The organism is Rhizobium sp. 05L429 (genome assembly GCF_056397645.1).
Genome location: NZ_JBFTNV010000005.1, coordinates 12,633 through 24,689, shown reverse-complemented (window position 1 = coordinate 24,689; position 12,057 = coordinate 12,633). Strand labels below are relative to the sequence as shown.

General features: G+C 59.8%; 14 protein-coding genes. 10 read left to right on the top strand and 4 right to left on the bottom strand.

Annotation, left to right across the window (positions count from 1 at the left end; genetic code table 11):
* Positions 1-127 precede the first annotated feature (127 nt).
* The gene (gene secA / locus AC1DNW_RS06310; RefSeq protein ID WP_477852222.1) at positions 128-2,845 is read right to left on the bottom strand and encodes a preprotein translocase subunit SecA; all 2,718 of its coding nucleotides are present in this window, start codon (positions 2,843-2,845) and stop codon (positions 128-130) included.
* A 248-nt stretch (positions 2,846-3,093) separates the two neighbouring features.
* Between secA and AC1DNW_RS06305 the strand changes: the two genes are divergently transcribed.
* From AC1DNW_RS06305 to AC1DNW_RS06280, 6 genes are all read left to right on the top strand, one after another.
* The gene (locus tag AC1DNW_RS06305; protein WP_113312031.1) at positions 3,094-3,972 is read left to right on the top strand and encodes a peptidylprolyl isomerase; all 879 of its coding nucleotides are present in this window, start codon (positions 3,094-3,096) and stop codon (positions 3,970-3,972) included.
* Positions 3,973-4,088: 116 nt separating this feature from the next.
* Entirely contained in the window at positions 4,089-5,330 is a 1,242-nt protein-coding gene (gene argJ, locus AC1DNW_RS06300) for a bifunctional glutamate N-acetyltransferase/amino-acid acetyltransferase ArgJ (protein ID WP_113312016.1), read from the top strand.
* Positions 5,311-6,117, top strand: coding sequence for a GNAT family N-acetyltransferase (locus tag AC1DNW_RS06295; protein ID WP_113299057.1), 807 nt, complete (start codon positions 5,311-5,313; stop codon positions 6,115-6,117). The genes argJ and AC1DNW_RS06295 overlap by 20 nt, the downstream gene beginning before the upstream one ends.
* Complete coding sequence (gene mutT, locus AC1DNW_RS06290; protein ID WP_113299056.1) at positions 6,114-6,527, top strand: 8-oxo-dGTP diphosphatase MutT; 414 nt, start codon at positions 6,114-6,116, stop codon at positions 6,525-6,527. Before AC1DNW_RS06295 ends, mutT begins: the two co-directional genes overlap by 4 nt.
* 126 nt (positions 6,528-6,653) lie before the next feature.
* The gene (locus AC1DNW_RS06285; RefSeq protein WP_113312017.1) at positions 6,654-6,992 is read left to right on the top strand and encodes a hypothetical protein; all 339 of its coding nucleotides are present in this window, start codon (positions 6,654-6,656) and stop codon (positions 6,990-6,992) included.
* 69 nt (positions 6,993-7,061) lie between these two features.
* Positions 7,062-7,229, top strand: a complete 168-nt coding sequence (locus AC1DNW_RS06280) for a Flp family type IVb pilin (protein WP_113299054.1) — start codon at positions 7,062-7,064, stop codon at positions 7,227-7,229.
* 13 nt (positions 7,230-7,242) lie between these two features.
* On the opposite strand, the gene AC1DNW_RS06275 is transcribed toward AC1DNW_RS06280, so the two are convergent.
* On the bottom strand, positions 7,243-8,127 hold the full coding sequence (locus AC1DNW_RS06275; RefSeq protein WP_113312018.1) for a methyltransferase domain-containing protein: 885 nt from the start codon (positions 8,125-8,127) through the stop codon (positions 7,243-7,245).
* A 78-nt stretch (positions 8,128-8,205) separates the two neighbouring features.
* Here AC1DNW_RS06275 and AC1DNW_RS06270 point away from each other — a divergent pair, with 78 nt between their 5' ends.
* The 4 genes from AC1DNW_RS06270 to AC1DNW_RS06255 are packed head-to-tail and all read left to right on the top strand — an operon-like array spanning position 8,206 to position 10,565.
* Complete coding sequence (locus AC1DNW_RS06270; RefSeq protein ID WP_113312019.1) at positions 8,206-8,982, top strand: ComF family protein; 777 nt, start codon at positions 8,206-8,208, stop codon at positions 8,980-8,982.
* 33 nt (positions 8,983-9,015) lie between these two features.
* A complete protein-coding gene (gene grxC, locus AC1DNW_RS06265; RefSeq protein WP_113299051.1) occupies positions 9,016-9,273 on the top strand; it encodes a glutaredoxin 3 in 258 nt (85 codons plus the stop codon).
* 9 nt (positions 9,274-9,282) lie between these two features.
* Positions 9,283-10,140: a carbon-nitrogen hydrolase family protein gene (locus AC1DNW_RS06260; RefSeq protein WP_113312020.1), complete on the top strand. Its 858-nt coding sequence runs from the start codon at positions 9,283-9,285 to the stop codon at positions 10,138-10,140.
* On the top strand, positions 10,137-10,565 hold the full coding sequence (locus AC1DNW_RS06255) for a DUF1178 family protein (RefSeq protein ID WP_113312021.1): 429 nt from the start codon (positions 10,137-10,139) through the stop codon (positions 10,563-10,565). Before AC1DNW_RS06260 ends, AC1DNW_RS06255 begins: the two co-directional genes overlap by 4 nt.
* A gap of 42 nt (positions 10,566-10,607) precedes the next feature.
* Here AC1DNW_RS06255 and ubiG read toward each other — a convergent pair whose 3' ends face one another.
* Entirely contained in the window at positions 10,608-11,354 is a 747-nt protein-coding gene (gene ubiG / locus AC1DNW_RS06250) for a bifunctional 2-polyprenyl-6-hydroxyphenol methylase/3-demethylubiquinol 3-O-methyltransferase UbiG (protein ID WP_477852219.1), read from the bottom strand.
* A gap of 176 nt (positions 11,355-11,530) precedes the next feature.
* A complete protein-coding gene (locus tag AC1DNW_RS06245) occupies positions 11,531-12,028 on the bottom strand; it encodes a BA14K family protein (RefSeq protein WP_113299176.1) in 498 nt (165 codons plus the stop codon).
* Positions 12,029-12,057 lie beyond the last annotated feature (29 nt).

Sequence of the window (12,057 nt, the reverse complement as noted above, 5' to 3'; positions counted from 1 at the left end):
ATTCGCACCGGCAAGTCTTGCCAGACCAGGGTTAAGAAACGGTATTGCCGTGGTTGCCGAAGTACCTGCGGCTCATGACCAAAAATGGGAGGAAGGCAAAAGAAAATGGCGCCCGGAGGCGCCATTCTCAGACCTGTTCGAAAGCACCGTGGCAGTGCTTGTATTTCTTGCCCGAGCCACAGGGGCAGGCCTCGTTACGGCCGACCTTGCCCCAGGTTGCGGGATCGTCGGGGTTGCGGTTTTCCGGCGGGACGGTGATCTCAAGCGCCTGATAGGTCGTGTTCGTAAAATCATCCTCGCCGGTCGTCGGGTCGAGGTGATGCGCCTGCATGATCGGCGGTTCCGGCTGCGGCGGAGCCTGCTGCACCAGCTCGACACGCATCAGCTGTGCGGTGACGGCCTGGCGCAGATTGTTGAGCAGCGCTTGGAAGAGTTCGAAGGCTTCCGACTTGTATTCCTGCAGAGGATCGCGCTGGGCATAGCCGCGGAAACCGATGACGGAGCGCAGGTGGTCGAGGTTGACGATGTGCTCACGCCACAGATGGTCGAGCGTCTGCATGACGATCTGGCGCTCGACATAGTGCATGATATCAGGGCCGAAACGCTCCACCTTGTCGTTGAAGGCGGCGTTGGTGGCTTCCATCAGGCGCTCGCGGATATCGTCCTCGCCAATGCCTTCTTCCTTCACCCAGTCCTCGATCGGCAGATCGAGGTTGAGGATGTTGGCGACCTGTGTCTTCAGGCCGGCGGCATCCCACTGTTCGGCATAGGCCCGTTCGGGAATATGGGTCGTAACGAGATCGTCGACGGCTTCGCGACGCATGTCCGATACGGTCTCGGAAATGTTCGGCGCTTCCATCATCTCTACGCGCTGCTCGAAGATGACCTTGCGCTGGTCGTTCAGAACGTCGTCGTACTTCAGAAGGTTCTTGCGGATGTCGAAGTTGCGGGCTTCAACCTTCTTCTGCGCGCGCTCCAAGGCCTTGTTGATCCAGGGATGGACGATTGCCTCGCCATCCTTGAGGCCCAGCTTCTGCAACATGCTGTCCATGCGGTCGGAGCCGAAGATGCGCATCAAGTCGTCCTGAAGCGACAGGTAGAACTTGGAACGGCCGGGGTCGCCCTGACGGCCGGAACGGCCGCGCAGCTGGTTATCGATGCGGCGGCTTTCATGGCGCTCGGTGGCGATGACGTAAAGTCCGCCGGCGGCAAGCGCCTGTTCCTTGAGGGTTTTGATTTCTTCGCGAATTGCCGCGACTTTGGCGTCATACTCTGGGCCCGGCTCGATTTCGGCAAGCTCATGCTCGATGCGCATGTCGAGGTTGCCGCCGAGCTGGATGTCGGTACCGCGACCGGCCATGTTGGTAGCGATCGTCACTGCACCCGGAACACCGGCTTGAGAGACGATATAGGCTTCCTGCTCGTGATAACGGGCATTGAGAACCTGGAATTTCGAGAAGCCCTGCTTGCGCATAAGCTCGGCCAGAGATTCCGACTTCTCGATCGAGGTGGTGCCGACGAGTACCGGCTGGCCGCGCTTGTGAGCGTCAAGGATCTCGGTGATGATCGCCTTGTACTTCTCCTCGACGGTCCGGTAGACCTCGTCGTCTTCATCGATACGCATGATCGGCAGGTTGGTCGGCACCTCGAGAACGTCGAGATTGTAGATGTTGCCGAATTCTTCCGCTTCCGTCTGAGCTGTACCGGTCATGCCGGCAAGCTTGTTGTACATGCGGAAGTAGTTCTGGAACGTGATCGAGGCCAGAGTCTGGTTTTCCGGCTGGATCTGTACCTTTTCCTTGGCTTCCAGCGCCTGATGCTGGCCTTCCGAGTAACGGCGGCCCGGCATCATGCGGCCGGTGAATTCATCGATGATGACGATCTCGTCGTTGCGGACGATATAGTCCTTGTCGCGCTGGAAAAGCTTGTGGGCCTTCAGCGCATTGTTGATGTGGTGGACGATCGCAACGTTTTCGATGTCGTAGAGCGATGCGCCCTTCAGGAGGCCAGCCTGCTTCAGCAGGTTTTCCAGTTTCTCAGTGCCGACTTCGGAGAAATTTGCCGAACGCTGCTTTTCATCGATCTCGTAATCATCAGGCGTCAGCAGCGGAATGTAGGTATCGATGGTGTTGTAAAGGTCGGAGCGGTCGTCGAGCGGGCCGGAGATGATGAGCGGCGTGCGGGCTTCGTCGACGAGGATCGAGTCCACTTCGTCGACGATCGCGAAGTTGTGGCCGCGCTGGACCATCTGGTTCGTCTCGTACTTCATGTTATCGCGCAGATAATCGAAGCCGAGTTCGTTGTTGGTCGCGTAAGTGATGTCACACGCATAGGCGTCGCGGCGTTCGTCGTCGGAAAGGCCGTGGACGATGACGCCGGTGGTCAGGCCGAGGAAGCTGTAGAGGCGGCCCATGGTCGCTGCGTCGCGCTGTGCAAGGTAGTCGTTGACGGTGACGACATGAACGCCCTTGCCAGCAAGCGCGTTCAGATAGACCGGCAGGGTGGCGACCAGCGTTTTGCCTTCACCGGTTTTCATTTCGGCGATGGCATTGGAATGGAGGATCATGCCGCCAACAAGCTGTACGTCAAAAGGTCGCATGCTGAGGACGCGGCGAGAGGCCTCCCGAACGACCGCGAAGGCCGGGATGAGGATATCGTCCAGCGTTTTGCCTTCCGCCAGAAGAGCACGGAACTCCACCGTCTTTGCGGTAAGCTGCTCGTCCGTCAGCGCCTTGGTCTTCTCTTCGATAGAGTTGATTGCGGCGACGTTCGGCTGGAAGGACCGCACGCGGCGGTCGTTGGCTGAGCCAAATAACTTGCGGGCAATACCGCCAAAGCTGACCATATGACTGGCCCTTTCTGAATATTCTTCCCCGACGTTTCTTATTCGCGGCCCAGCCGAAAAACAGGCGCGCGCTTGAAAACGCCCGGAAACTGTTCTGGACGCGAGGTTGCGTGACAGATAAGAGGGGGGGCAAATGATGTCAACGGATTTGGCTGATATAGAAAGGCCACATTCCGGTGTTGAAGGCTGTTTTCGGGCTGGATTCACACAAGCTGAAGCCGGCGGGTATAATTGTGAAGGGTTATTTGATGTTGAGCACCAACAAACTTGCTGCGCTGGCGTTTACGGCCTTCGTCGCCTTCCAGGCTCCGGCCTATGCCGATGACGCCGTCGTCGCCAAGGTCGGCAATCTTGAGATCCACCAGTCGGAACTCGATCTGGCAGTAGCCAATCTCGACCCGCAGCTCGCGCAGCTTCCTGACGACCAGAAGAAGGTCGCAGCGCTCTCCGCCGCGATCGACGTAAAGCTGCTCGCTGCCGATGCCACCGCCGAGAAGCTCGACCAGACGGATGACTTCAAGAAGCGCATGCAGTACCTGACGGACCGCGAACTTCACAATGCCTACTTCAAGAAGCATGTCGTCGACACCGTGACCGATGCCGACGTGAAGGCACGCTATGACAAGGAAGTCGCCGGCCTGCCGAAGCAGGAAGAGGTTCATGCCCGCCACATCCTCGTCAAGACCGAGGACGAGGCCAAGGACGTGATCAAGCAGCTCGAAGCGGGCAAGGATTTTGCCGAGCTCGCCAAGGAAAAGTCCACCGATCCGAACAAGGATGATGGCGGCGACCTCGGCTATTTCAGCCGCGGCCGCATGGTCAAGGAATTCGAGGATGCAGCCTTCGCACTCGACAAGGGCACCTATTCCAAGACCCCTGTGAAGACCGATTTCGGCTATCACGTCATCAAGGTGGAGGATAAGCGCGACGCTCCGCCGCCGGCATTCGAACAGGTACAGGACCAGGTTCGTCAGCTCGTCATGCGCGACAAGTATCTTGCTCTTCTGAACCAGGCGAAGGCTTCGGCGAAGGTTGAAATCACGGACGAAGCGCTCCGCAAGGGTTACGAAGACGCGAACAAGCAGCCTGAGCCGGGTGCCGCGCCGGCACCGGCGCCGCAGCAGTAATCAGCATTTGGGCCCGGTTCTTCCGGGCCCTTCACTATCATTGATTGTTGTCGCATTTCCGGACGGTGAACCGGCTTCCACTTCGCCTGGAAATGCTCATTGGCAGGTCGCATCCCATGTCCGCTATCGTTTCTCCGCTTGCCCCGAAATCCTTCGCTTCGCTGCCCCCGCTACGCGGAGTACGCATGGCGACTGCTTCCGCAGGCATCAAGTACAAGAACCGGACGGACGTGCTGATGATGGTGTTCGACGCTCCGGCTGCCGTTGCCGGCGTCTTCACCAAGTCGAAATGCCCCTCCGCTCCAGTCGATTTCTGCCGGACCAACCTGCCGCATGGCGTGGCACGCGCCGTCGTCGTCAATTCCGGCAATGCCAATGCCTTCACCGGTTTGAAGGGCCGCGCTGCGACTGAACTCACTGCAAAGTCTGCCGCTGCTGCCGTCGGCTGCGGTGAAAATGAAATCTTCCTCGCGTCGACCGGCGTCATCGGCGAACCTCTGGACGCCACCAAATTCTCCGGTGTACTCGACAAGATGCATGCCGATGCCACAGGCGATTTCTGGTTCGAGGCCGCCAAGGCCATCATGACCACCGACACCTATCCGAAAGTCGCGACCCGCACTGCCGAGATCGGCGGCGTCAAGGTGACGATCAACGGCATCGCCAAAGGCGCCGGCATGATCGCGCCCGACATGGCAACCATGCTTTCCTTCGTCGTCACGGATGCCGATATTGCTTCCTCCGCCTTGCAGTCGCTGCTGTCTGCCGGCGTCGAGCCGAGCTTCAACTCCATGACCGTCGACAGCGACACCTCGACATCGGATACGCTGATGCTCTTTGCGACGGGTGCAGTTGCAGCCGACGGACAAGCGAGCATCACGAGCGCGGACGATCCGCAGCTCGGCGCGTTCCGCGCAGCCCTCAACGAACTCCTCAAGGATCTGGCGATTCAGGTCGCCCGCGACGGTGAGGGCGCGACCAAGATGCTCGAAATCACCGTGACCGGTGCGGAGAGCGATGCCGCTGCCAAGACGATCGCCCTTTCCATTGCCAATTCGCCGCTGGTCAAGACTGCGGCTGCCGGTGAGGATGCCAATTGGGGCCGTATCGTCATGGCCGTCGGCAAGGCCGGTGAAATGGCCGACCGCGACCGGCTCGCCATCTGGTTCGGCGATGTGCGCGTCGCCGTCAACGGCGAGCGCGACCCCAGCTATTCCGAGGATGCGGCCTCTGCCGTGATGAAGAAGCAGGATATTCCTGTCAAAGTCGATATCGGCCTCGGCTCCGGCAAGGCTACGGTCTGGACCTGCGACCTCACCAAGGAATATGTTGCGATCAATGGCGACTACCGGAGCTGATCGTTCGTTGATGCAAGCATCCCTTCCGAAGCAGAACCTGCCGCTGGTCCGGCGGCTGGAAGCCGTGGGTTTTCGCGCCTGGCCGGCCGCTTCCGTGCAATATGACGGAAGCTGGCAGGTCCGTCTGACTGCGGGCCATCCCTCCAACCGCCTGAACTCCATCGTGCCGCTCGATCCTTCCGATCATCGTGATGTCGAGATCCGGCTGGAGAAGGCAAGCCGCAAGTTCGAGGCCTATGGCCGTCCTGCCATCGTGCGCGAGACGCCGCTTGCCTCGCCTGTTCTGATCGACCTGATTAGAGAACAAGGATGGAAGCGTTTCGATGAGACGGCTGTGATGGTCTGCGATCTCTCGCAGGCCGATCTGCCCGATACGCTCGATCATCTTCCGACCCATGACATCGGTCGGTTCGTCGATGCCAATCTTGTCGTCGATCAGGCGCCGCTGTCGCTGAAGCCGTCGCTTGCCGAGATCATTTCTGCGATCAAGCCGCCATCGGGCCTTTTCATGATCGAGGATGCCACCCATGGCTCGCTGGCGACTGTCCTCTGCGTACAGGACAACGACCTTGCCGGCATCATGTCGCTTTCGGTTGCCGATGGGCATCGCCGCAAGGGTCTCGGCGTCGAAATCCTGACCTCGGCCTTGCGCTGGGCGCGGATGCGCAGCGCCCGCACCGCGTGGCTGCAGGTGAAGCTTTCCAACGCGCCGGCGATTGCGCTTTATGAGCGTCTCGGTTTTCGCGATGCCTATCACTACTGCTACTGGCAGGAGAGATGCGAATGAGCGACGCCGGAAGGAAACTGCTGCTCGTCGCTGCCTGCGCGCTGATCGATACCGATGGGCGTATCCTTTTGGCACAGCGGCCGGAAGGCAAGTCGCTTGCCGGCCTATGGGAATTCCCCGGCGGTAAGGTCGAGCCTGGTGAGACACCGGAGGAGACGCTGGTACGCGAGTTGAACGAAGAACTCGGCATTACGACCAAGGTGCCGTGCCTTGCGCCGCTGACCTTTGCCAGCCACACCTATGAGACATTCCATCTGCTGATGCCGCTTTACGTCTGTCGCCGTTATGAAGGCATTCCACACGGTCGTGAGGGACAGGCGATCAAATGGGTGCGCCCGCAGGCGCTGCGCGATTACCCGATGCCACCGGCCGATGAGCCGCTCATCCCGGTGCTGCAGGATTTACTTTAGCCTTTACTGATTATTGGTGTGAAACGTCGATTTCACCTGTGGATATTAATCGATCATTTAGCACCTTCTGGCAATGATCGGCCTCACTCAAGCAACTGGCGTGCGTGTATTTAAGGGCTTGACGTCATGGACGACGATTTCTGGAAAGCTGTTCGCGAGAAGGAACGGGCTTCTTCGTCTGCTTCGCGCAGGACGGGGGCGCTCAATATCGCCCTTCTGTTCGGCACGGCCGTAGTGGCGCTGACCCTCATCCTGACGCCAATGCTGGCGGATTCCTCCAAGAAGAGCGTGCTCGCCAGCGCACCGGCGGATTTCGACACGATCACCACCGGCTCCATCCCGAAGACCGAGAATGGCCCGAAGACCGAAAACGGCAAGCGTTATACGATTCGTCGCAGCGTGCTCCAGGATACGCCTGGCTCTGTCTGTGTCGTCCAGGGCTACGGCGTCGGCGCCGGCTGCTGAGGAAATGAAGCTTCCGTCGCCGGAGGCCGTGAATTTCATTGCTGTCTTGCGCACAAAAGGGTTGGGTTGATGAATTTGCTGAAGAAATTTCTGGCGGACAGAAGCGGTGCGACCGCGATAGAATATGGACTGATCGCAGCGCTGATGGCGGCTGCCCTCATTGGAGGCCTGGGCGTGTTCACCAATGGCCTGCGTGGCGTGTTCAACACTGTCGAGAATAACCTGACGATCAATTGAGCTATCCGTTAGCTCACTGCCTGAGCTTCTGCTCTTCCACCTTCAGGGCGTCAGCAAGCCGCGCCTTGGCCGTTCCTGGCTTCAGCGGCTGTTGCTGGCTTTCATGCGGTGCCCATCCCGACACGTAGATTATTGAAAATGTTGCGCGGATACGGCCGTCGGGGTCCGAATAGCGCTCGGCATAGATTTCAGCGGCGCGCAGGAAGAAGGCGCGCGTCAGCGGCTTGCGGCTGCGGGCTGCCAGCGGATTGGCCATGCCCATCGCTCTCAGGTCGCGCATCAGCGGAAAAATTGAATCATAGCGTACGGTATAATTCTCCGCGTCGATGACGGGCAGGGCAAAGCCTCCACGTTGCAGCAGGCCACCGACATCGCGCACATCGGCGAAGGGGATGACGCGCGGGCTTGCGCCGCCGGTCATTTCAATTTCGGTCGCAAGTAGCACTTCGCGCAGTTCCTGCAGCGTACCGGCGCCCGGAATGGCGGCCAGGAAAAGCCCGTCTGGCTTTAACGCGCGGCGGATCTGGATGAAGACGCCGGGTGTGTCGTTGGTCAGGTGCAGGTTGAGCGGCGCGATCACCAGATTGGCCGATTGCGGCGCCAGTGGCACGTCTTCAAGCGGTGCTTCGAGAAATGATTCCCCCGGCGCGACGTAGTCGATGTCGCTTTCCACGCGGGTGAGGCTGTCGACCTTGCCGGTGGCCATCGCCGCGCGGGCGGCTGCGCCCGTGGTGCCATGCAGTTCCACGGCGTGTTCGAAGGTGCGCTCCACGACGGCCAGACGTTCTGCCAGTTCCTCGGCGGCGATGTCGAGCAGGAAGCCTGCCTTCGGATCATGGTTTGCGAGCGCGCGGCGGCGGTTTGCGGCGATCTGTGGCTTGTCGAAGATGATATCCATGGGCGATGTCCATATTCCCCTGTCCGGCGGGCGGCAAGGCGATTTTCCTTTGGCTCGCGACACGCTAGTCTGCCTCATATGGGGATGATCGAGACGAAAAGAGAGAAGGGACACGTGTGGGCGCAGCTGCTGCGGCCGCTGTCGCTGATTGCCGATCTTGTCTATCCGCCGGCTTGTGCTGCCTGTGGCGTTTCGACGGGTGGCCATCGTGGGCTCTGTCCGAAATGCTGGGCCGCCGTCCGGTTCATCGAGCGGCCTTATTGCGAGGTGCTCGGCATTCCCTTTTCCCATGATCTCGGCACCGGCATCCTGAGCGCCGAGGCGATCGCCAATCCGCCGCCCTTCGACCGGGTGCGTTCGGCAGCCGCGCATGACAATGCCATTCGCGCCCTCGTGCATGGTCTCAAATATCGGGATCGCACCGATCTTACGCCGATGATGGCCGGCTGGATGCTGCGTGCCTCGGACGGCACGGTCGAGCGCTGCGACGCCATCATTCCAGTACCGCTTCATCGCGCCCGCATGGTTTCACGCAAGTTCAACCAGGCAGCGGAACTTGCCCGGCATCTGGCGCGACTTGCCGAAAAGCCCCTTCTGCCCGCAACCCTTCTGCGCGTGAAGCGCACCAGCCAGCAGGTCGGCCTCGGCGTTCGGGCGCGAGAGGAAAATGTCCGTGGCGCTTTTGCCGTCGCCGCCAATAAAGAAGACGATGTCTTCGGCAAGCGCATCGTGCTCGTTGACGATGTCTATACGACGGGTGCGACGGTCGCTGCGGCAACGCGCGCGCTGCGCAAGGCAGGTGCTGCCGATATAACGGTTTTGACCTTTGCAAGGGCCTTTGCGGAAACTATATGACGTTAAGAAAACAGCACCGTCTGGAGATCATTCATGGTACCCGTTACCATCTATACACGGCAGTTCTGCGGCTTTTGTACACGCGCCAAATCTCTGCTTGAAGAGAAGGGCGTGGACTATGTCGAGCATGACGCGACCTTCTCGCCTGAACTTCGCCAGGAAATGCTCGGCAAGTCGAACGGCCGCAGCACCTTTCCGCAGATTTTCGTCGGCAGCACGCATGTCGGCGGTTGCGATGATCTTTACGCGCTCGATCGGGCAGGCAAGCTCGATCCACTGCTGGCAGCCTGAGGAAGAGCGATGAGTTTCACGGCCGCTGCCATCCAGATGTGCTCCGGTGTCGATCCGGAGCGGAATGCCGCTTCGATGGCGCGACTTGTCCGGGAAGCCGCAGCAAAGGGCGCGACTTACGTGCAGACGCCCGAAATGACCGGCATGCTGCAGCGTAACCGCGCGGCGGCAAAGGAAGTGCTGCGCGACGAGAGCAATGACATCATCGTCAAGACCGGTTCGACGCTTGCCGCCGAGCTCGGCCTTTACATGCATGTCGGCTCGACGGCGATTGCGCTCGATGACGGCAAGATGGCCAATCGCGGGTTTCTCTTCGGACCTGACGGCAATATCCTGAACCGCTACGACAAGATCCACATGTTCGACGTCGATCTCGATAATGGCGAGAGCTGGCGCGAAAGCGCAGCCTATCGACCGGGATCGGAGGTGCGCGTGCTGTCGCTGCCTTTCGCGGAGATGGGTTTCACCATTTGCTACGACGTGCGTTTCCCGCAGCTTTTCCGTGCGCAGGCGGTTGCCGGCGCCGAAGTGATTACTGTTCCGGCCGCTTTCACGAAGCAAACCGGTGAGGCGCATTGGGAAATCCTGCTGCGAGCCCGCGCCATCGAGAATGGCGTCTTCGTCATCGCCGCCGCGCAAGCCGGCCTGCATGAGGATGGGCGCGAGACATTCGGCCATTCGATGATCATCGATCCCTGGGGCAAGGTGCTGGCTTCGGCCGGCCCGTCTGGCGAGGCGGTCATTCTCGCGGAGATCGACCCGGCGGCCGTAAAGGTGGCGCATGACAAGATTCCGAACCTTAAGAACGGCCGGGAATTTTCCATCGAGCGAATTGCGGGGGGAATTTCAGGAGGCACAGCAGCTTGATCCGCTATTCCCTTATTTGTGAAAATGCCCACGAGTTCGAAGGCTGGTTTTCCGAAAGCGCCGATTTCGATCGGCAGGTTGCAAATGGCTTTCTGACTTGCCCTGTGTGCAATTCCGCTTCCATCTCCAAATCGCTGATGGCGCCATCCGTTTCGACCGCACGCAAGAAGGAAGAGATGCAGACGGTTGCCATGGATGCAGCTCGTCGCGAAGCCTTCCTCAAGCTCAAGGAAGCCGTAGCAGAGATCAAGGCGAAATCCGAGGATGTCGGAACCCGCTTTCCAGAGGAAGCTCGCAAGATCCATTACGGTGAGGCGGATGCCCGCGGCATCATCGGCCAGGCGACGCCCGACGAAGCCCAGGCGCTAGTGGAAGAGGGCATAGAAATCGCCGCTCTGCCGGTCCTCCCCGAAGACGTGAACTGATATGGAGCCTGCGGCCGGCCTTGAAACTGTAGACCGGCCGGATCAGACCGGCCGTTTTGCCAGCAGCACGTAGTTCACATCCATGTCCTTCGACAGGTTCCACTGGTTTGCCAGCGGATTGAAGAAGACGCCTGTACGGTCGATGATGTCGAGGCCATTCGCCGCAAGCGGCTTTTCCAGCTCTTCAGGACGAACCAGCTTTTCATATTGATGCGTGCCGCGCGGCAGCCAGCGCAGGACGTTTTCTGCGGCGAAGATCGCAAGTGCAGCCGCCTTCATCGTGCGGTTGATGGTGGCAACGAACATCAGCCCGCCCGGCCGGACCATGCTGGCGCAGGTATTCATGAAAAGTTCGACATCGGCCACATGCTCCACCACTTCCATGTTGAGCACGATATCGAAGGTTTCGCCGGCTTCGGCGAGCTGCTCTGCGGTGACGGCGCGATAGTCGACCACAACACCCGATGCCTTGGCGTGGGTAGAGGCGATGCCGATGTTCTTCTCCGAAGGGTCTGCACCGACGACCTCGGCGCCCATGCGGGCAACCGGCTCCGACAGCAGACCGCCGCCGCAACCGATATCGAGCACACGCAGGCCTTCAAGCGGCCTGGCACTCCTCGGATTGCGCGAAAAATTCTCTGCCGCCTTATCGCGGATATAAGCAAGGCGAACGGGATTGAACTTGTGCAGCGGCCTGAACTTGCCGGTTGGGCTCCACCATTCGGCCGCCATGGCGGAAAAGCGATCGACTTCGCTTTGGTCAACGGTGGTCTTCGCCGCTTCGGTCATCTTGCCCGCTCCTTTGTCCTGCCAGTGAAGTCGGACGATCGGAGCAATAAGTCAAGGGCTGGCGGCTGCCGCATTGCTTGACGGGAGTCGCCAGGAGACTGCAAAAATTGCGGACGCTTTCAGCCAATAAAAAACCCCGCATTGCTGCGGGGTTCTTGCGCTTGTTCGGATATTGCCTAGCGGCATTGACGGCGCGGACCGTACGTGGGCTGGTACGTATTGTCGGATGCACGGTAGGAGCGATAACGGCTATAGCAATAATCGGCATGCGAACTACCGGCGCTCACGCGTGGCTGCGAAGCAATGATACCGCCGATAATCGCGCCAGCTGCGAGTCCGCCGATGATGGCGCCCGTGTTATCGCGGCGGTAATAGCGGTCGCGGTAGTAGCGGTTACCGTCATAGCGGTTGCCGTAGTAGCGGCGGTCCCCGTTCCATCGACGATCATCACGATAACGATCACTGTAGCGATAATCGCGGCCGCCACGCGAGCCGTAGTCGAAGCGCGGGCACTTGGTGAAATTATTGCAGCCTACCTTCAGAAGCTCAGCTTCGCCGCCCAGGGATTGCGGTGCGGATTGAACCGGATTTTCCACATAGGCCGGCCCTGCCCAGGCTGGTATTCCGGAGAATGCGGTTGCTATCGACAGGGCAAAAATCGCTAATCTTCTCATTTTCATCACCAGCCTTCTGAGACGTTTAT

Bases quoted from the DNA above. Each gene is read 5' to 3' on its own strand.
- ubiG (WP_477852219.1), bottom strand. From the start codon at position 11,354: ATGACCGAAGCGGCGAAGACCACCGTTGACCAAAGCGAAGTCGATCGC.
- AC1DNW_RS06270 (WP_113312019.1), top strand. From the start codon at position 8,206: ATGGGGATGATCGAGACGAAAAGAGAGAAGGGACACGTGTGGGCGCAG.
- mutT (WP_113299056.1), top strand. From the start codon at position 6,114: ATGAGCGACGCCGGAAGGAAACTGCTGCTCGTCGCTGCCTGCGCGCTG.
- grxC (WP_113299051.1), top strand. From the start codon at position 9,016: ATGGTACCCGTTACCATCTATACACGGCAGTTCTGCGGCTTTTGTACA.
- AC1DNW_RS06305 (WP_113312031.1), top strand. From the start codon at position 3,094: ATGTTGAGCACCAACAAACTTGCTGCGCTGGCGTTTACGGCCTTCGTC.
- argJ (WP_113312016.1), top strand. From the start codon at position 4,089: ATGTCCGCTATCGTTTCTCCGCTTGCCCCGAAATCCTTCGCTTCGCTG.
- AC1DNW_RS06260 (WP_113312020.1), top strand. From the start codon at position 9,283: ATGAGTTTCACGGCCGCTGCCATCCAGATGTGCTCCGGTGTCGATCCG.
- secA (WP_477852222.1), bottom strand. From the start codon at position 2,845: ATGGTCAGCTTTGGCGGTATTGCCCGCAAGTTATTTGGCTCAGCCAAC.
- AC1DNW_RS06295 (WP_113299057.1), top strand. From the start codon at position 5,311: ATGGCGACTACCGGAGCTGATCGTTCGTTGATGCAAGCATCCCTTCCG.
- AC1DNW_RS06280 (WP_113299054.1), top strand. From the start codon at position 7,062: ATGAATTTGCTGAAGAAATTTCTGGCGGACAGAAGCGGTGCGACCGCG.
- AC1DNW_RS06275 (WP_113312018.1), bottom strand. From the start codon at position 8,127: ATGGATATCATCTTCGACAAGCCACAGATCGCCGCAAACCGCCGCCGC.
- AC1DNW_RS06245 (WP_113299176.1), bottom strand. From the start codon at position 12,028: ATGAGAAGATTAGCGATTTTTGCCCTGTCGATAGCAACCGCATTCTCC.
- AC1DNW_RS06285 (WP_113312017.1), top strand. From the start codon at position 6,654: ATGGACGACGATTTCTGGAAAGCTGTTCGCGAGAAGGAACGGGCTTCT.